Consider the following 18,068-nt stretch of genomic DNA (forward strand, 5'->3'; position numbering starts at 1 on the left):
GCGGGCGCCGCTCAGGCGGCCAGCTTGGAGATGTCGGCCACGCGGTTGGCCAGCGCATGCAGCGAGGCCAGCAGCGCCAGCCGGTTGGCGCGCAGCTGTGCGTCCTCGGCCATCACCATCACGTCGTTGAAGAACTGGTCGACGGCGTCGCGCAGCTGCGCCAGGTCGCGCAGCGCGGCGGTGAAGTCGCCGCTGGCGAAGGCGGCCTCGACGGCCGGGCGCACGCGCTCGATGGCGGCGTGCAGCGCGCCTTCGGCGTCTTCCTGGAACAGCGCCGGGTTCACCGCGCCGACCGGCTCGGTGTTCTTGCGCAGGATGTTGGTGATGCGCTTGTTGGCGGCGGCCAGGGCCTCGGCCTCGGGCAGCGCGGCGAAGGTGCGCACCGCTTCCATGCGGCCCAGGATGTCATGCAGCTGGTCCGGGCGCAGGCTGACCACGGCCTCGACTTCGTTGGTGGTGTAGCCCTTGTCCTTCAGGTAGCCGCGCACGCGGTCGTACAGGAAGTCGAGGATGGCCTCGGGCGCCGGCTTGACCGCGGCGATGCCGGCGAAGGTCTGCTGCGTGAGCGCCAGCAGAGACGACAGCGACAGCGCCAGCGGCTTTTCGATCAGCATGCGCAGGATGCCGAGCGCGTGGCGGCGCAGCGCGAACGGGTCCTTCTCGCCGGTGGGCTGCAGGCCGATGCCCCAGATCCCGACCAGGGTCTCGAGCTTGTCGGCCAGCGCCACCGCGGTGCTGACCGCGCTTGCCGGCAACGCATCGCCGGCGAAGCGCGGGCGATAGTGTTCGGAGCAGGCCAGCGCCACGTCCTCGGCTTCGTCGTCGTGGCGGGCGTAGTAGGTGCCCATGGTGCCTTGCAGCTCGGGGAACTCGCCCACCATGTCGGTCAGCAGGTCGGCCTTGGCCAGTTCGGCGCCGCGCATCGCCGCGGCCTTGTCGGTGGCCACGCCGGCGGCGTTGAGCGCATCGGCGACATGGCCGGCGATCTGCTGCAGGCGCTGCACGCGGTCCAGCTGCGTGCCGATCTTGTTGTGGTAGACCACGCTGGCCAGTTGCGGCACGCGCGAGGCCAGGGTCTTCTTGCGGTCCTGGTCGAAGAAGAACTTGGCATCGGCCAGGCGCGGACGCACCACGCGCTCGTTGCCGCTGATGATCGATTGCGGCGTCTCGGTGGCCAGGTTCGACACGATCAGGAAGCGGTTGCGCAGGTGGCCGTCGGCATCGGTCAGCGCAAAGTACTTCTGGTTGGTCTGCATGGTCAGGATCAGGCATTCCTGCGGCACCGCCAGGAACGCTTCCTCGAAATGGCAGGCGTACACCACCGGCCATTCCACCAGCGAGTTGACTTCATCGAGCAGCGACTCGGGCATGATGACCTGGTCGGCGCCGGCCTCCTGCAGCAGCGCGCTGCGCATGCGCTCGCGGCGCTCGGCATAGCTGGCCACCACGCGGCCGGCCGATTCCAGCTGCTGCGCATAGTCGCTGGCGTGGCGGATCTCGATCGCGCCGTGCGACAGGAAGCGGTGGCCCTGGGTCAGGTTGCTGGCCTGCAGTCCCAGCAGCGTCACCGGCAGGATCTCGGCGCCGAACAGCGCGATCAGGCTGTGCGCCGGGCGCACGAAATGCACCGTGCTGCCGTCCGGGCGCTGGTAGCTCATGACCTTGGGGATCGGCAGCCTGGCCACGGTGTCTTCCAGGGTGGACTGCAGCCCGGCGGCCAGCTCGGCGCCGCGCGCGGTATAGCGGTAGAAGAAGGCCTCGGCCTTGCCGTCGGAGGCGCGCTCCAGCGACTGCCAGTCGATCTCGGCAACGCCGACCGACTTGGCCAGCGCGGCGAGTTTCTTGGCCAGCGGTGCGGTCGGCTCGCCGTTGGCGTCCAGCGCCACCGACAGCGGCAGGACCTTCTCGCGCTGCTCGCGGTCCGGCGCGTTGCGGCGCACGCCGCTGACCAGTGCCGCCAGGCGGCGCGGGGTGGCGAACGGCGTCACGGTGGCGCCAGGCTCGAGCAGGTCGCGCTCGCCCAGGCCGGCGAACAGGCCCTGCGCGAAGGCGTCGCCCAGGCGCGCCAGCGCCTTGGGGGGCAGCTCTTCGGTGAACAGTTCGATCAGCAGCGAGTCGGTCATGGGTTGCGACATGAATCGTATCCAACAGGTTGTAGCGCGCGCAGCCTGGCTCAGCAGCGCGGCGAAAGATTAGGTTCGACTCCGGACAGCAGCCACAGGCCGTTCTGTTGCCGGAATTGCAGCGTGGTGTAGGCGCATTGCGCGGCGGCTGCTGCGGCGGCGCTCGCGGCGCCATTGCTGCCGCCGCGGCTGCCCGCCGCCGGGAAGCGCGCGTCGATGCGGCGCAGGCGCTTGTCGTAGCGGATCTCGTCGATGCGCCCGCCCACCCAGAAATCGATCTTCGGCGGCAGCTGCCCGGCCGAGTAGTAGGTCTTGACCTTGCGCCGGGTGCGGCCGTTGTGGGTCTCGGTTTCGACCCAGGTCAGGGGGTAGCGGATCGCGCTTTCATAGGCGCGCAGCGGCACTCGGTGCCAGCCCAGGTCACGCTGGCCGGAGAGGTCGCACGAGAACGAGCGCACCAGCTGCGTCCACTGGTCCAGCGCATTCAGCGACGGCCGCCACTGGCGCGCCATCGCCAGCTGCAGCGCCTGCGCGTCGGCCTCGCACACATTGCTCAGTTCGGCCGGCAGCATCAGTACCTGCGCGCTGGGAGCGGCCTGCGCGCGCGCGCCGGCGGCATTGCCGGCCGCGGCCAGCGTGGCGAGGGCCAGGGCGCAGCCCAGCGCGCTGCGCGCCAGCAGCCTCATGCCCGCGCTCCGTCGCGCTGGCCGCACATCGGGAAGCCGAGGGCCTCGCGCGAGTCGTAGTAGGCCTGAGCCACCTGGCGCGACAGGTTGCGGATACGGCCGATATACGCCGCGCGCTCGGTGACCGAGATCGCGCCGCGCGCATCGAGCAGGTTGAAGGTGTGGGCGGCCTTGAGCACCTGTTCGTAGGCGGGCAGCGCCAGGCGCGTGCCGCTGTCCTGGCCGGGCTCAACCCCGTCGCCATTGCCCATCAGCCGCTTGGCCTCGCCCTCGTGCTCGGCGAAATGGCGGAACAGGATCTCGGTGTTGCTGTGCTCGAAGTTGTAGGTGGACTGCTCCACCTCGTTCTGGTGGTACACGTCGCCGTAGGTCAGGCGGCGCGTCTCGCCGTTCTCGACCCACTCGGTCCAGATCAGGTCGTAGACGTTCTCGACCTTCTGCAGGTACATCGCCAGGCGTTCGATGCCGTAGGTGATTTCGCCGGTGATGGGCTTGCAGTCGATGCCGCCCACTTGCTGGAAGTAGGTGAACTGGGTCACCTCCATGCCGTTGAGCCAGACCTCCCAGCCCAGCCCCCAGGCGCCCAGCGTGGGGTTTTCCCAGTCGTCCTCGACGAAGCGGATGTCGTTCTGCTTCAGGTCCAGGCCGAGCGCCTCGAGCGAGCCCAGGTACAGCTCCAGGATGTTCTCCGGCGCGGGCTTGAGCACCACCTGGTATTGGTAGTAGTGCTGCAGCCGGTTCGGGTTCTCGCCGTAGCGGCCATCCTTGGGACGCCGCGACGGCTGCACGTAGGCGGCCCGCCAGGGCTCGGGGCCGATCGCGCGCAGGAAGGTGTGTACGTGGGAAGTGCCGGCGCCGACCTCCAGATCGATGGGTTGCAACAGCGCGCAGCCCTGCCGGTCCCAGTAGGCCTGCAGGGTCAGAATCATTTGTTGGAAGGTCAGCATAGGAAGACTAGGTAGAGGCAAGCGGAGGCAAGCCGAGGCCGCGCAGCGCGTGCCGGAGCCGCCGCATACGGATTTGCCAAACCCTGAATTCTATCGGCTTTTTGGCGCGGCGCCCTGTTTGGCGGGGCCCGATAGGGCACGCACCGATGGCCAGGCTGGCCGGCCGATGTCGGCCTTGCGCAACGCATCGGGAAAATACTGACCCCGATTTCAAGTCGCGCCGCTGCTTGCCGATAATGTTTTTGTATACAGTACGAGTAAGCAACCCGTTTCAGAGCGTTGCGATTGACATTATTGATGGGGACTTTCGGATCATGGCACTTCTTTCTCGCAAACCTTATCTGGTCGCAATCGCGGTCATGATCGCCGCGGCCACCGTGTCCGTGGTGACCGGGCTGCTGAACTGAACCTGCCGGCGCACACCTGACGCGCCACCGGCGGTGCCGGAGCCGCAGCGGTGATCCCGCCCGGTCCGGTGCCCGCCTAAACTTGTGTCTGGCGCGGGGCCTTCAGCGGCTACTTCCCGCCTTGCGCACGCGCCACGCCGCCATCCCCAGCACCAGCGCGATCAGCGCCAGCACCGGCGCATTCCCCCAGCGGATATAGGGCGTCAGCCCCTGCATGCCCTGCACCTCGGCCGTCAGCGTGCCGACGGTGAAAGTCGGCAGGCGTTGCTGCACCGAGCCGTCGGGGCGCACCACCGCGGTCATGCCGGTATTGGTCGAGCGCAGCATCGGGCGGCGCGTTTCCAGCGCCCGCATGCGCGAGATCTGCAGGTGCTGGTCCAGCGCGATGGTGTCGCCGAACCACGCCAGGTTGGTCAGATTGGCCAGCAGGTTGGCTGGCGCCGGCTGCTGGCGCAGCGTCTGCGCGATTTCTTCGCCAAACAAATCCTCGTAGCAGATGTTCGGCGCCACGCGCACGCCCCGCACCGGCAGCGAGGCCTGGTCCAGCCCGCCGCGGCGGAAGTCGCCCAGCGGCATCTTCATCATGTCGACGAACCAGCGGAAGCCCAGCGGGATGAATTCGCCGAACGGCACCAGGTGGTGTTTGTTGTAGCGGTACAGGCGCTCGGTTTCCGGACCCAGGCCGAACACGCTGTTGGTGAAGTCGACCGGGGAATCGGCGCCGGCGGCACCGAACAGCACCGTGGTGCCGCTTTCCAGCGTGAAGTCGCGCACGGCGACGGCGACGTCGACCGGCAGCTCCTGCAGGATCACCGGGAACGCGGTTTCGGGCGTCACCACCAGGTCGGCCGGCACCGCGGTGATCATGTCGCGGTACAGCTCGATCGAGCGCTGGATGCCGGCGGGCTCGAACTTGATGTCCTGCGCCACGTTGCCTTGCAGCAGCCGCACCGTCAGCGGCTGGCCGGCGGGCGTGGTCCACGCCAGCGGCGCCAGCGCCGCGCCGGCGGCGGGCAACAGCAGCGCCAGCGCCAGCGCGCCCAGCCCGCGCCGCCGTTCGCCCTGGCCGAGCCCGCGCACCGCCGCGGCCAGCAGCGCCGCCACGGCGGCGGCCAGCGCGCCGATGCCGTAGACGCCCAGCACCGGCGCGAAACCCGCCAGCGGGCCGTCGGCATGCGCATAGCCGCCCGACAGCCACGGGAAGCCGGTGAACACCACGCCGCGCAGCCATTCAGTCAGGCCCCATGCCGCGCCGAACGCCAGCGGAGCGATCAGCGTGCCCGCGGGCAGGCGCGCCGTGAGCCGGTGCCAGAGCGCGCCGGCCAGCGCGGGGTAGAGCGACAGGAAGCCCGAGAACAGTACCACCGCCAGCGCGGCCATCCACGACGGCATCTCGCCGTACACGTGCATGCTGATATAGAGCCACCAGATGCCGGACAGGAACCAGCCCAGCCCGAAGGCATAGCCGATGGCGCCGGCCGCGCGCGTGCGCGGCGCATCGGCGATCAGCGCGGCCAGGCCGGCCAGCGACAGGATCTGCAGCCACCACCAGTCGTGCGGGGCGAAAGCCTGGGTATGGGCGATGCCGAGCACGCCGGCCAGCAGCAGCCGCGCCAGCGTCGCGGCGCGCGAAGGCGCGCGCGTGCCGGGCACGCCGGTGGCGCCGGCGTCGGCAGCGGCGCCGTTGGGGAGCGGGGCGGGCAGCTTCATGCGCTGGCCGCGCTGGCGCTATCGGTGTTGGCTTCGCGGTGCACCTGCAGCAGGTGCACCTGGCGCGCGTCGGCGCGCAGCACCTCGAAGCGGATCGGTGGCAGCGTGATGATTTCGCCGCGATGGGGCACATGGCCCACGTGGTTGGACAGCAGCCCGCCGACGGTGTCGACATCGTGGTCGGAGAAGGCCGTGCCGAAGGCTTCGTTGAACTGCGCGATCTCGGTCAGGCCGTGCACGCGCCAGCTGCCGTCGGGCATCGGCAGGATATTGTCCTGGTCTTCGTCGAGGTCGAACTCGTCCTCGATATCGCCGACGATCTGCTCCAGCACGTCCTCGATCGTCACCAGCCCGGCCACGCCACCGTATTCGTCGACGACCATGGCGATGTGGTTGCGGTTGATGCGGAAGTCGCGCAGCAGGATGTTCAGGCGCTTGGATTCGGGGATGAACACCGCCGGGCGCAGGGTCTCGCGCAGGTCGAAGGCGGGGTCGGTGTAGTAGCGCAGCAGGTCCTTGGCCAGCAAGATGCCGATGATGTTGTCGCGGCTGCCTTCGTAGACGGGGAAGCGCGAGTGCGCGGTCTGCTGCATGAAGGGGATGAAGGTCTCCGGCGCGTCGGCGATATGGACCATATCCATCTGCGCGCGCGGCACCATGATGTCGGCGGCGGTCAGTTCGGACACCTGGAACACGCCCTCGATCATCGACAGGGAATCGGCATCGATCAGGCTGCGCTCATGCGCTTCCTGGAGCACTTCAAGCAATTCCGCGCGGGTGTCCGGCTCGGGGGAGATCAGGTCTGACAGGCGTTCGAGCAGCGATCTGGGCCGATCGGCCTGCTTCAGGTAAGCGGGCTTCGAACTGGGATAGGGGTCGTTCATTTCGCGGCGAGCGCGTGGTGGAGATCGTCTGAAGGATACACTAAAAGCCCGGCTGTCCCGTGACGGCGGGTCGTGGCGGCACGCTGGATGTGCCGCAGGAGACGCTCGCCGGCGCCGCCTGCGGCAGCCGCATCACGCGGCCCGGTCGGCCTTCTCCGCCCGGTAGGGATCGGCATAGCCGAGTGCCTGCAGCGTCTCGGTCTCGATCGCTTCCATTTCCTCGGCCTCGGCGTCGTCTTCGTGCTCGTAGCCTTGCGCATGCAGCACGCCATGTACCACCAGGTGGGCATAGTGCGCCTCGAGCGGCTTGCGCTGCGCGCGCGCCTCGGCTTCCACCACCGGGCAGCACAGCACGATGTCGCCGGTGACGGGGTCTTCCTCGTGCTCGGCGTAGGCGAAGGTCAGCACATTGGTGGCGTAGTCCTTACCGCGATAGGTGCGATTCAGCGTGCGCCCTTCTTCCTCGCCGACGAAGCGGATGGTCAGCGCGGCGTCGGCGTACAGCGCCGACTTGACCCAGGTCTCCAGCTTGCGCCGCGCCGGCAGGCCGTTGCCCTTGGCGATGTCGTCGCCGTGCTGGACTTCCAGCTCCAGCGCCGGCGGCGTGGCCGGGGTGCCGGTGGTGGTGGTCAGCGGCGCGGCGGTCACCGCCACCGACAGCGCGTCATGGTTGTCCGGACGCACCAGCAGGCCGGCCTGCTGCCGGGTATCGGTGTGCTCGGCCAGCAGCGCGACCACGCCGTCGGCGGCCTGTGTCAGGTCCAGCGTCAGGCTGCGGCCGTCGGGCAGCTGCACGCGCAGCGCGTGCGCGGCGCTCTTGCGCGCGCGGCCTTCGCCGTCGAACAGGGTCAGGCTGACGCCGGAAGACTGGGATTTCTGCGATTTCAATTAAGCGTCCTTGTGCTGGGCGTGATATTCGTCATAGGCATCGACGATGCGCGCCACCAGCGGATGGCGCACCACATCGATGCTGGTAAAGCGGGTACAGGCGATGCCGCGCACGTCGCGCAGCACGTGCTGCGCTTCCACCAAACCGCTCTTCTGGCCCTTGGGCAGGTCGATCTGCGTGGTGTCGCCGGTGATCACCGCCTTGGAGCCGAAGCCGATGCGGGTCAGGAACATCTTCATCTGCTCGGGCGTGGTGTTCTGCGCCTCGTCCAGAATGATGAAGGCATGGTTCAGCGTGCGCCCGCGCATGTACGCCAGCGGCGCGATCTCGATCATCTGCCGCTCGAACATCTTCTGCGTGCGGTCGAAGCCGAGCAGGTCGTACAGCGCGTCGTACAGCGGGCGCAGGTAGGGGTCGACCTTCTGCGCCAGGTCGCCGGGCAGGAAGCCGAGCCGTTCACCGGCTTCCACTGCCGGGCGCGTCAGCACGATGCGCTTGACCGCGTCGCGCTCGAGCGCGTCGACCGCGCACGCCACCGCCAGGTAGGTCTTGCCGGTGCCGGCCGGGCCGATGCCCATGGTCAGGTCGTGCGACAGGATATTGCGAAGGTAGTCGCGCTGCGCCACGGTGCGTCCCTGCAGGCCGGTGCGGCGCGTATGCAGCACCGGCGATTCGTCGCCTTCCTCGCGCTCGGCCTCGTCGTCCTCGCCGTTGCCGGGCAGGTAGCTGCCATGCGCGCTCAGCTGGCGCGTCTCGACCAGGCCCAGCTGCACGTCGTCGATCGACAGCGGCGTGCGCGCCTGGTTGTAGAAGCGCTCGAGGGCCAGCGCGGCGTCCTGCGCGTGGCCGCCGCGGATGGTCATGCGATGGCCGCGGCGCTGGATGGTCACGTCCAGCGCCTGCTCGATCTGGCGCAGGTTCTCGTCGAGCGGGCCGCACAGGTTCTGCAGCCGGGTGTTGTCGTCCCGCGGGGCGACAAATTCTGCGGAGGGGATTTTCATCGGTGGGCGATGGCCTCGGTTGCTGGTGCGTTATTGTCGCACCACGATCTCGCCGCGCAGCGAGTGCGGGAACGCCTGCGTGATGCTGACATCGACCAGCTGGCCGACCAGCCGGTCGCGGCCCGCCTGCGGCACCCCCGGCAGGGCGAAGTTGACCACACGGTTGTTCTCGGTGCGGCCATGCAGCTCGGTCGGGTCCTTGCGCGCCGGACCCTCGACCAGGATGCGCTGCACCGTGCCGACCATGTTCCGGCTGATGCGCTGCACGTTTTCCTCGATCGTGGCCTGCAGCCGCTGCAGGCGCTGGAGCTTGACCTCGCGCGGGGTGTCGTCGTGCAGGTTGGCCGCGGGCGTGCCGGGACGCGGGCTGAAGATGAACGAGAACGAGGTGTCGTAGCCGATTTCCTCGATCATCGCCATCAGCTTGTCGAAATCGGCATCGGTCTCGCCGGGGAAGCCGACGATAAAGTCCGACGACATCGACATGTCCGGGCGCAGCGCGCGCAGCCGGCGGATGATGCTCTTGTATTCCAGCACGCTGTAGCCGCGCTTCATCGCCATCAGGATGCGGTCGGACGCATGCTGCACCGGCAGGTGCAGGTGGTTGACCAGTTTGTCACAGCGGCCGTACAGCTCGACCAGGCGCGAAGTGAATTCCTTGGGATGGCTGGTGGTGTAGCGGATGCGCTCGATGCCCGGGATCTCGGCCACGTATTCGATCAGCAGCGCGAAGTCGGCGATCTCAGCGGTGTCGCCCATCTTGCCGCGGTAGGCATTGACGTTCTGACCCAGCAGCGTGACTTCGCGCACGCCCTGGTCGGCCAGGCCCGCGACTTCGGCCAGCACGTCCTCGAACGGGCGCGACACTTCCTCGCCGCGCGTGTACGGCACCACGCAGTAGCTGCAGTACTTGGAGCAGCCCTCCATGATCGACACGAACGCGCTCGGGCCCTCGACGCGCGCGGGCGGCAGGTGGTCGAACTTCTCGATCTCGGGAAAGGAGATGTCCACTTGCGACTGGCCGGTGCGCTGGCGGCGCGCGATCAGGTCGGGCAGGCGGTGCAGCGTCTGCGGGCCGAACACCACGTCGACATAGGGCGCGCGCGAGACGATGCTGGCGCCTTCCTGGCTGGCCACGCAGCCGCCCACGCCGATCACCAGGTCGGGCTTGGCGGCCTTGAGCGCCTTCATCCGGCCCAGTTCCGAGAACACCTTCTCCTGCGCTTTCTCGCGCACCGAGCAGGTGTTGAACAGGATCACGTCCGCGTCCTCGACGTTGTCGGTGGCTTCCAGCCCCTGGCTGGCGTTGAGGACGTCGACCATCTTGTCCGAGTCGTACTCGTTCATCTGGCAGCCGTACGTCTTGACGAAAACTTTCTTCATATGCCGATCTCAGTGGTTGACCTGGGGGCATCAGGGTGTTGCAACAACACGGCCGGCGCGTGGGGCACGCCGGTCGCACTTCGGGGTTGGTTATTTTTTCAGCGCCTGCTGTTCGGCCTCGCTCAGCACCCACGCGGTCAGCAGCTGGCCGTACAGGTCCAGCTTGTACCGCACCGGCAGCTTCTGGCCCGCCACCGCGGCGCTGGCCAGCAACTGGTTGTCGGTGCCGAACAGGCGCAGGCCCGGCGCCACGCCCACGCGCTTGCCGTCGAGCGTGGCGGTTTGCGGCGCGCCGGCCGACGGCGCGTCGATGACCAGCCTGGCCGCCGCGGCATCGCCCGGGATCGCGCGCACCGGCTGGGCCGCGGCCACCGCCGCGCCGAGCAGCAGCGCCGTGCCGCACGCCAGTCCGGCCCAACGCTTGCGCAGGCGGCTGGATGTCATGGACTCCGGCGCCTCGCGGCGCGTATCACGACCTGCTGGCATGGGGAACTCCGACAAAAAGGGCGGTGCGGTGGGTGGATGGCCCGCGGGCCGTGGCCGAACGGCGGGCAACCGCGCATTTTACCTCGCCGGCGCCGGCTTGGTGTGGGGCAGTGTGGCAGGGAAGCGGCGTCAGAACAGGCAGGATGCCTCTTGCAGCACGCGCTGCTTGGACACCGTGCCCATCAGTTCGCGCCCGGCCGGGTCGCGCACCAGCGGGATCCGGTTGATGCCGTGCTCGGCGAACACGGCCAGGGCGTCGCGCAGCCGCGAGTCGGGCGTCAGCGCCGGGAAATCGCGCTCAGCCAGCGCCAGCACGTCGTCGGGCGCGCCCTCGCGTTGCGCGCGCTGCAAGGCGTGGATCGACAGCGCGCCCAGCAGGCGGCCGTCGGCCTGCACCAGGTAGAGGTAGCGCGTGCCGGTCTCGGCGAACTTGTCGGCGGCGGCGGCCAGCGTGGCGTGGGGATCGAGCACGGTGTCGGTCGGGTCGCACAGGCCGGCCAGCGTCAGCGTGCGGGCATGCTCGGCGGCCGCCGATGCCTGCGCGCGCTCGGCGATCACGCTGTACAGCGACAGCGTCTGGCAGCGCGAGGCGGTGTAATAAGCGGCCACCGCGCCGATCATCGACGGCAGCAGCAGCGCCGGCGCCAGCGTCATCTCGAACACCATCAGCACCGACATCAGCGGCGCCTGGCTGGTGGCCGCCAGGAAGGCGCTCATGCCCACCAGCGGCAGCAGCGGCGCCGCGCCCGTCGCCGTGCCCTGCATGCCCAGCGCCAGCAGCTGTCCCAGCGCCGCGCCGACGAACAGCGACGGCGTGAACACGCCGCCGACCGCGCCCGAGCCCATGCTGATCACCGTCGCCGCCAGCTTGGCCAGCAGCACGGCCGCCACCGGCACGCTCAGCGGCTGCTCCTGCAGCAGGGTCTGAATGGTGGAAAAGCCGTTGCCGACCACCTCCGGCACCGCCATCGCCAGCACGCCGACCAGCGCGCCGCCTAGCGCCAGCCGCGCCACCGGCCCGCCCGGCAGCGCTGCGAAGCGGCTGCGCGCGAAGCCGGAGGCGCGCAGGAACAGCGCGCCCGCGATGCCGGCGGCCACGCCCAGCGCCGCCGCGGCCAGCAGGATCTGCGGGCGCAGGTCGGGAGCGATATCGAGGCCAGGGTAGAGCGGCTGCAGCCCGCCGTGCCATTGGCTGACCATGGCGCCGGCGACCGAGGCCAGGAACAGCGGCATCAGGCGCTGCACCGCGAGCGCGCCGAACACGACTTCGGCGACAAAGACGGCGGCGGAAAACGGGGTGTGGTAGACGGTGGCCAGGCCGGCCGCGGCGCCGCAGGCGGTCAGCATGCGGCGCATGTTGGAGCCGCCGCCGCGCTCGATCCGGGTCGACGGGAACAGCGACCCGCACAGCGCCGCCAGCTGGATCATCGCGCCCTCCTTGCCGACCGAGCTGCCGCTGACGATCGAGAAAAAAGAGGACAGCGCGCGCAGCAGCGTGATCCGCACCGGCAGCCGGCCGCTGCCGTTGGCGACCGCTTCCATATAGTCTGTGGCGCCTGGGTGGGTGCTGGCCAGCCGGTTGGCCAGCACCAGCAGGCCGCCCGCGAGCGCGCCGCCGACGGCCGGCACCACCACGCGCCACGCCAGCGCCAGCGTCGCGAACACCGTGACCACGTCGGCATGGCTGGAAAACAGCACGAAGCCAGCGCCGTCCAGCGCCTCCTTGAACAGGGTGGTGGCGATGGCGGCGACGATCCCGACCGGGATGGCCGCGAGCAGTGTGACTTCCTGGTCTTCGAGGAAACGCAAGCGCATGGCGGCTTTCCGGGGCAGGCGGGGCGACGTGCCGGCCCGTGGCAGCGGGCGGACCGAGGCCGTCATGATAGCGCAGCGCCACCTGCGCGGATTCGCTGTGCGCCGCCGCGCATTCGCGTGTGAATCCGGTGCATAACCCGCTTGCGTCGGACTGGTACACTACCGCTCTTTCCTTCGCGGGCGGGCCGGTGCCCTGCCAGGCCGGCTTCCCGGCGTTCGCGTTCCGATTCCGATCGATTACAAGGAGCCATCCGGCGTTGGCGCACCGCGTGCGCAGCGATGGCCCAAGCAGCAATTCATGTCTTTTTCTGAACTCGGCTTGTCCGAAAAGATTGTGCGTGCCGTAGCCGAACAGGGCTACACCACCCCGACTCCCATCCAGGCCCAGGCAATTCCCGCCATCCTCAAGGGCGGCGACCTGCTCGCCGGCGCCCAGACCGGCACCGGCAAGACCGCCGGCTTTACCTTGCCGATGCTGCAGCTGCTGTCCGAAACCGCGGCGCGCCATGGCGGCGCCGCCCCGCGCAGCGGCCGTGTGGCGGTGCGCGCGCTGGTGCTGACGCCCACGCGCGAACTGGCGGCGCAGGTCGAGGAGAGCGTGCGCAACTACGGCAAGTACCTGCGCCTGCGCTCGATGGTGATGTTCGGCGGGGTCGGCATCAACCCGCAGATCGAGCAGCTCAAGCGTGGCGTGGAGATCGTCGTGGCCACGCCCGGCCGCCTGCTGGACCACGTGTCACAGCGCACCATCGACCTGTCGCAGGTGGAACTTCTGGTGCTCGATGAAGCCGACCGCATGCTCGACATGGGCTTTATCCACGACATCCGCAAGATCCTCAATGTGCTGCCGGCCAAGCGCCAGAACCTGCTGTTCTCGGCGACGTTCTCGGACGACATCCGCGCGCTGGCCGACCGCCTGCTGAACAATCCGGCGTCGATCGAAGTCGCGCGGCGCAACACCACCGCCGAGACCGTGGACCAGCGCGTCTATCCGGTCGACCGCGAACGCAAGCGCGAACTGCTCGCCCACCTGGTGCGCCAGCATGACTGGCACCAGGTGCTGGTGTTCACGCGCACCAAGCATGGCGCCAACCGGCTGGCCGAGCAGTTGACCAAGGACGGCCTGTCGGCGCTGGCGATCCATGGCAACAAGAGCCAGTCGGCACGCACCCGTGCGCTGTCCGAATTCAAGGCAGGCACGCTGCGGCTGCTGGTGGCGACCGATATCGCCGCGCGCGGCATCGACATCGACCAGCTGCCGCACGTGGTCAACTTCGACCTGCCCAACGTGCCCGAGGACTACGTCCACCGCATCGGCCGCACCGGCCGTGCCGGCGCCGAGGGCGAGGCGATCTCGCTGGTGTGCGTGGACGAGCTGGCGCTGCTGCGCGATATCGAGCGCCTGATCAAGCGCAAGCTCGAACAGACCGTGCTGCCGGGCTTCGAGGTCGATCCCAGCATCGCGCCCGAGCCGATCCAGAAGGGCCGCCAGCAGCGCGGCGGTGGCGGCCAGGGCCAGGGCCGCGGACGGGCCGAGGCGCGTCCGGCCGGCGACGGCGAGGGCGCGCAGCGCCAGCGTCCTGCCCGCCCGGCGCAGGGCGCGCCGCGCCAGGGCCAAAGCCAGGGCCAGCGCGGCAACGGCGCCGCCAACGGCAATCGTGCCGCCCAGCCCGCCGGCGCGCGCAATCCCGCGCCGCGCCGCGACGGCCAGGACCAGGCACGCCCGCAACGCGCCACCGCCCAGCCCGCGCGCCAGCCCAATGACGCCGCGCCGGCACCGGCGCGCAACCGCCGTCCGGCGCCACAGGCGGCGCTGCTCGGCGGCAACCGCAAGCCGGCGCGCTGACGCGAAGCCGGCCGGCACCATGCACGCGTCCGACGCCCCCGCCGACTCTGGTGTGCCCTCCGGTGTTCCGTACGCCGGCCTGACGCCGGAGCTGATGCTGGACGCGCTCGAGGGCGCGGGCCTGCGCCCCGACGGGCGCCTGCTGGCGCTCAACAGCTACGAGAACCGCGTCTGGCAGGTGGGCATCGAGGACGCCGCGCCGGTCATTGCCAAGTTCTATCGCCCGGGCCGCTGGACCGATGCGGCCATCCTGGAAGAACACGCGTTCGTGCAGCAGCTGGCCGATGCCGAAATTCCCGCCGTGCCGGCCATGGCGCTGGCGCCGGGCGAGGCCGGCACGCTGCTGCATCACGCGGGCTTCCGCTTTGCCGTCTTCCCCCGCTGCGGCGGGCGCGAGCCGGCGCTCGACCGCGCCGATACGCTGACCTGGCTCGGCCGGTTCATCGGCCGCATCCATGCGCTGGGCGCGGCCCAGCCCTACCAGGCGCGTCCGGCGCTGGACCTGCACACCTTCGGCATTGCCCCGCGCGACTGGCTGCTTGCCAGCGGCTGCATTCCCGCCGATCTGCTACCGGCCTGGCAGTCGGTGGCGCAGCTGGCGCTGGACGGCGTGCAGCGCTGCTATGAGCGCGCCGGCGACGTGCGGCTGCTGCGCGTCCATGGCGACTGCCATCGCGGCAATGTGCTGTGGATCGACGAGGACGATGCTCGCGGCGGCGCCCATGGCGAGCCCGGCCCGCATTTCGTCGACTTCGACGACAGCCGCATGGCCCCCGCGATCCAGGACATCTGGATGCTGCTCGAGGGCGACCGCGCGGCGATGCAAGGCCAGCTTGCCGATATCGTCGCCGGCTACGAGGATTTTGCGGAATTCCAGACGCGCGAGCTGTGGCTGGTGGAAGCGCTGCGCACCCTCCGGCTGCTGCACTACAGCGCGTGGCTGGCCAGCCGCTGGGCCGACCCGGCCTTTCCGGCCGCCTTCCCGTGGTTCGGCACCGCGCGCTACTGGCAGGACCGGATCCTGGAATTGCGCGAACAGGTCGCGCTGATGGACGAAGCGCCCCTGTGGGGCGCCTGAAGCCTGCCGCAAGGCGGCGCCGTTGCGGCACCGCCCGTCACTCGGGGGCTTAACCCTTCTTTTCCGGGGTCTTGACCAGCACCACCGGACAGTCCGCCTGGGCCAGCACCCGGCCCGCCACCGAACCGATCACGGCATCGAAGAACGAGCCGCGCCCGTGCGTGCCCATCACGATGGCCGCGGCGTCGACCGAGTTCGCGTAGGCGACGATGCGCTCCGGCGCGAAGCCGTGCAGCGGGTGCCGCTCGAACGGCACATTGGCCGCGGCGAGGATATCGCAGACCGCCGCCATCGCCTTGTCGCTGGCTTCCCTGTGCCAGTCATCGATGGTTTCCTTGCTGACGAAGGCGCGCACCTGGCCACTGACTTCGGGCGCGACATGGACGACATGCACGGTGAAGCTGTTCTGCAGCAGCTTGCCTTCGGCGATAAAGCGCGCAGCGGCGTCGCTGAAGGCCGAGCCGTCGGTGGCGAGGACGATATTGGTCATGGCGGGATCTCCTGGATGGGGGCTGTCGGAAGCGCCGCGGCCATGTGGCCGCAACGCCATCTGGAACCATCATGCCCCCTAGTGTCCCGCCAGGAGGCGATTCAGATCAAGTCGGATCGGAATTGTCGGATTTACTGGTGCGATAACCGGTTGGCCGGTCCACTGACGTATTCCGTCATTCCGGCTGACGCATTTGGCCATTGCCCCGTCAGCGCGGCGACGCGTAGCATGCTGCCGAGCCCCAGGGCCCGCATGGCCCGCCGTGCGGTAACGGGCAGACGATCCAACCACCAATACCAGCCGCCTCCCGCCACAGCGCGCGCAGGCGGCGAACCGGAGACAACCATCATGAGTGAGCGCGGCAACCTGCAGCCCCTGCGCGGCATCAAGGTCGTGGAATTCGAAGGCATTGGCCCCGGCCCGCTGTGCGGCGCCATGCTGGCCGGCCTCGGCGCCGAGGTCACGCTGGTGACCCGCCCGGTGGCTCCCGACGCGCGCCGCATCCTGCGCGGCCAGCCGGTGCCGGCCGAGATGGAGCTCGAGCACGGCAAGCGCGTGGTGCAGCTGAACCTGAAGGCGCCCGCGGACGTGGCCGCCGCACTCGACCTGGTCGCCGGCGCCGACGCGCTGATCGAGGGCCTGCGTCCCGGCGCGATGGAGCGCCTGGGACTGGGCCCCAAGGCCTGCCATGCCCGCAATCCGCGCCTGGTCTACGGCCGCATGACCGGCTGGGGCCAGACCGGACCGCTGTCGCAGAGCGCCGGACATGACCTCAACTACATCGCGCTGACCGGCCTGCTGTCGATGGCCGCGCGCGAAGGCAGCCTGCCGATGGTGCCGCCGACCGTGATGGGCGATGCCACCGGCGCGCTCGGGCTGGCGTTCGGCATCACCAGCGCCATCCTCAGCGCGCGCGCCAGCGGCGAGGGCTGCGTGGTCGACGCCGCCATCACCGACATCGTGGCCATGCTCGGCTCGCTGGTGCAGGTGTCGCGCGCGGCTGGCACGCTGGGCGGCCCGCAACCGAGCCCGTTCCATGACTCGCCGTTCTATGACGTGTTCCCGTGTGCGGACGGGCGCGCCATCACGCTCGGTGCGCTGGAGCCGCAGTTCTACCGCGAATTGCTCGAGCGTTTGGAGCTGACCGATATCGACCCCGCCGCGCAGTACGACCGCGCGCAGTGGCCGGCGGTCAAGGCCCGCATCGCCGCGGCGATTGCCGCCAGGCCCAGCACGCATTGGGAGTCCGTGCTGGGCGGCACCGACGTGTGCTTCGCGCGCGTGCTGACGCTGGACGAGGCCGCACGCCACCCGCACAACCAGGCGCGGGGCACGTATCGTCTCTATCAGCAGGGCGAGCGCGAGGTGCCGCGCTCCGCGCCGGCGCCGCGCTTCCTGCCGGCCGGGACGGAATGAGCGGGACCGAATGACCGGCGCGGCAGCCACTTGACGCCAGCCGCGTCATCGAAGGAAAAGCCTGACTCTTGTGCAGAATCTGCTGCGTCCGCGCAGTGAGAATTCGGCGCATCAGGGCTCCTCAGGGACCTTAACCTTGGCATTGCCAGTCCCCTGGCCAATTCCCCGCCAGTTGTCAAGGAGCCCTGAATTGCCCCCAACGCTGATCGTCGACGAACCCTCGAGGTTCCGCACCTTGTTATGCGCCGAACTCGCCGCCGAGTTTGGCATCGGCGAGGTCCTGGAAACGGATGGAGTCCGCGAGGGCTACCGCCTCGCCCGCGAGCACCGGCCCGGCCTGGTGCTGGTCGACGTCGAACGCTTCGGCAATCCCGGCATCGACTTCGTTCGCAGGGTGGTCGCCACGCTGCCCGGCGTGCCGCTGCTGGTGCTGTCCGGCAACGACACCGCCCAGGCGCCGGTCCGGGCACTGCGCGCCGGTGCCCATGGCTTCGTGGTCAAGCAGCGCGGCGTCGAGGAAGTGATGCAGGCCGTGCGCGGCGTGCTGAGCGGCTATCTGGTGTTTCCGCTGCAGACGCTGGAGACGGTGCGCCAGCTCGGCGAGCAGCAGCAGGCCGGCCTGCCGCGCCTGAGCAACCGCGAGATCACCATCCTGCAATACCTCGCGCGCGGGCATTCCAACAAGTCGATCGCCGCGCAGCTGCTGATCAGCAGCAAGACCGTCAGCACGCACAAGGCCAACATCATGGCCAAGCTGCATGTGGGCTCGCTGGTCGAGATGGTGGACTACGCGCGCCGGCACCAGCTGGTGTGGTGAACGTCACCTGGCGGGTTTGCCGCGGCATGCGCGCTGCCGCGCCCATCGGCCATCGCGGGTAGACTGTGGGCATCTGTGACGAATCCGAGC

Annotated in this window: 15 protein-coding genes; 4 read left to right on the top strand and 11 right to left on the bottom strand. The window is 69.5% G+C overall.

Annotated elements, in window-relative coordinates:
* Positions 1-11: 11 nt before the first annotated feature.
* From glyS to ACEI37_RS13455, 10 genes are all read right to left on the bottom strand, one after another.
* Complete coding sequence (gene glyS, locus ACEI37_RS13410; RefSeq protein WP_373379291.1) at positions 12-2,135, bottom strand: glycine--tRNA ligase subunit beta; 2,124 nt, start codon at positions 2,133-2,135, stop codon at positions 12-14.
* Positions 2,136-2,173: 38 nt separating this feature from the next.
* On the bottom strand, positions 2,174-2,809 hold the full coding sequence (locus tag ACEI37_RS13415) for a hypothetical protein (protein WP_373379292.1): 636 nt from the start codon (positions 2,807-2,809) through the stop codon (positions 2,174-2,176).
* On the bottom strand, positions 2,806-3,756 hold the full coding sequence (gene glyQ, locus ACEI37_RS13420; protein WP_373379293.1) for a glycine--tRNA ligase subunit alpha: 951 nt from the start codon (positions 3,754-3,756) through the stop codon (positions 2,806-2,808). Before glyQ ends, ACEI37_RS13415 begins: the two co-directional genes overlap by 4 nt.
* A gap of 509 nt (positions 3,757-4,265) precedes the next feature.
* A complete protein-coding gene (gene lnt, locus ACEI37_RS13425; RefSeq protein WP_373379294.1) occupies positions 4,266-5,873 on the bottom strand; it encodes an apolipoprotein N-acyltransferase in 1,608 nt (535 codons plus the stop codon).
* Positions 5,870-6,757, bottom strand: coding sequence for an HlyC/CorC family transporter (locus tag ACEI37_RS13430; protein WP_373379296.1), 888 nt, complete (start codon positions 6,755-6,757; stop codon positions 5,870-5,872). Before ACEI37_RS13430 ends, lnt begins: the two co-directional genes overlap by 4 nt.
* 132 nt (positions 6,758-6,889) lie before the next feature.
* Positions 6,890-7,645, bottom strand: coding sequence for an rRNA maturation RNase YbeY (ybeY, locus tag ACEI37_RS13435; RefSeq protein WP_373379297.1), 756 nt, complete (start codon positions 7,643-7,645; stop codon positions 6,890-6,892).
* On the bottom strand, positions 7,646-8,647 hold the full coding sequence (locus ACEI37_RS13440) for a PhoH family protein (protein WP_373379298.1): 1,002 nt from the start codon (positions 8,645-8,647) through the stop codon (positions 7,646-7,648).
* Between the two features lie 30 nt (positions 8,648-8,677).
* Positions 8,678-10,030 carry a tRNA (N6-isopentenyl adenosine(37)-C2)-methylthiotransferase MiaB gene (gene miaB, locus ACEI37_RS13445; RefSeq protein ID WP_111518443.1) on the bottom strand — a complete coding sequence of 451 codons (1,353 nt, stop codon included), beginning with the start codon at positions 10,028-10,030 and terminating at the stop codon, positions 8,678-8,680.
* A 90-nt stretch (positions 10,031-10,120) separates the two neighbouring features.
* Positions 10,121-10,516 carry a hypothetical protein gene (locus ACEI37_RS13450; protein WP_373379299.1) on the bottom strand — a complete coding sequence of 132 codons (396 nt, stop codon included), beginning with the start codon at positions 10,514-10,516 and terminating at the stop codon, positions 10,121-10,123.
* Positions 10,517-10,645: 129 nt separating this feature from the next.
* On the bottom strand, positions 10,646-12,331 hold the full coding sequence (locus ACEI37_RS13455) for a ClcB-like voltage-gated chloride channel protein (RefSeq protein ID WP_373379300.1): 1,686 nt from the start codon (positions 12,329-12,331) through the stop codon (positions 10,646-10,648).
* Positions 12,332-12,629: 298 nt separating this feature from the next.
* Between ACEI37_RS13455 and ACEI37_RS13460 the strand changes: the two genes are divergently transcribed.
* Together ACEI37_RS13460 and ACEI37_RS13465 are read left to right on the top strand one after the other, a co-directional pair.
* Entirely contained in the window at positions 12,630-14,177 is a 1,548-nt protein-coding gene (locus ACEI37_RS13460; RefSeq protein ID WP_373379302.1) for a DEAD/DEAH box helicase, read from the top strand.
* Between the two features lie 19 nt (positions 14,178-14,196).
* Positions 14,197-15,255 (top strand): serine/threonine protein kinase, encoded by a 1,059-nt coding sequence (locus ACEI37_RS13465; RefSeq protein ID WP_373379304.1) that lies wholly within the window; start codon positions 14,197-14,199, stop codon positions 15,253-15,255.
* A 49-nt stretch (positions 15,256-15,304) separates the two neighbouring features.
* Here the strand turns inward: ACEI37_RS13465 and ACEI37_RS13470 are convergent, their stop codons facing one another.
* Complete coding sequence (locus ACEI37_RS13470; RefSeq protein ID WP_373379305.1) at positions 15,305-15,745, bottom strand: universal stress protein; 441 nt, start codon at positions 15,743-15,745, stop codon at positions 15,305-15,307.
* 348 nt (positions 15,746-16,093) lie between these two features.
* Between ACEI37_RS13470 and ACEI37_RS13475 the strand changes: the two genes are divergently transcribed.
* Together ACEI37_RS13475 and ACEI37_RS13480 are read left to right on the top strand one after the other, a co-directional pair.
* Positions 16,094-17,161 (top strand): CaiB/BaiF CoA-transferase family protein, encoded by a 1,068-nt coding sequence (locus ACEI37_RS13475; RefSeq protein ID WP_265919341.1) that lies wholly within the window; start codon positions 16,094-16,096, stop codon positions 17,159-17,161.
* A gap of 190 nt (positions 17,162-17,351) precedes the next feature.
* Entirely contained in the window at positions 17,352-17,978 is a 627-nt protein-coding gene (locus ACEI37_RS13480; RefSeq protein ID WP_373379306.1) for a LuxR C-terminal-related transcriptional regulator, read from the top strand.
* The last annotated feature ends 90 nt before the right edge of the window (positions 17,979-18,068 follow it).

This window comes from Cupriavidus nantongensis (assembly GCF_041726985.1).
Lineage (GTDB): Bacteria > Pseudomonadota > Gammaproteobacteria > Burkholderiales > Burkholderiaceae > Cupriavidus > Cupriavidus nantongensis_A.

What these genes read in the sequence shown, in the direction of transcription:
- lnt (WP_373379294.1), bottom strand. Translation starts at nt 5,873, where the DNA reads ATGAAGCTGCCCGCCCCGCTCCCCAACGGCGCCGCTGCCGACGCCGGC.
- ACEI37_RS13470 (WP_373379305.1), bottom strand. Translation starts at nt 15,745, where the DNA reads ATGACCAATATCGTCCTCGCCACCGACGGCTCGGCCTTCAGCGACGCC.
- miaB (WP_111518443.1), bottom strand. Translation starts at nt 10,030, where the DNA reads ATGAAGAAAGTTTTCGTCAAGACGTACGGCTGCCAGATGAACGAGTAC.
- ACEI37_RS13465 (WP_373379304.1), top strand. Translation starts at nt 14,197, where the DNA reads ATGCACGCGTCCGACGCCCCCGCCGACTCTGGTGTGCCCTCCGGTGTT.
- ACEI37_RS13440 (WP_373379298.1), bottom strand. Translation starts at nt 8,647, where the DNA reads ATGAAAATCCCCTCCGCAGAATTTGTCGCCCCGCGGGACGACAACACC.
- glyS (WP_373379291.1), bottom strand. Translation starts at nt 2,135, where the DNA reads ATGTCGCAACCCATGACCGACTCGCTGCTGATCGAACTGTTCACCGAA.
- ACEI37_RS13430 (WP_373379296.1), bottom strand. Translation starts at nt 6,757, where the DNA reads ATGAACGACCCCTATCCCAGTTCGAAGCCCGCTTACCTGAAGCAGGCC.
- ACEI37_RS13415 (WP_373379292.1), bottom strand. Translation starts at nt 2,809, where the DNA reads ATGAGGCTGCTGGCGCGCAGCGCGCTGGGCTGCGCCCTGGCCCTCGCC.
- glyQ (WP_373379293.1), bottom strand. Translation starts at nt 3,756, where the DNA reads ATGCTGACCTTCCAACAAATGATTCTGACCCTGCAGGCCTACTGGGAC.
- ACEI37_RS13460 (WP_373379302.1), top strand. Translation starts at nt 12,630, where the DNA reads ATGTCTTTTTCTGAACTCGGCTTGTCCGAAAAGATTGTGCGTGCCGTA.
- ACEI37_RS13450 (WP_373379299.1), bottom strand. Translation starts at nt 10,516, where the DNA reads ATGCCAGCAGGTCGTGATACGCGCCGCGAGGCGCCGGAGTCCATGACA.
- ACEI37_RS13475 (WP_265919341.1), top strand. Translation starts at nt 16,094, where the DNA reads ATGAGTGAGCGCGGCAACCTGCAGCCCCTGCGCGGCATCAAGGTCGTG.
- ACEI37_RS13455 (WP_373379300.1), bottom strand. Translation starts at nt 12,331, where the DNA reads ATGCGCTTGCGTTTCCTCGAAGACCAGGAAGTCACACTGCTCGCGGCC.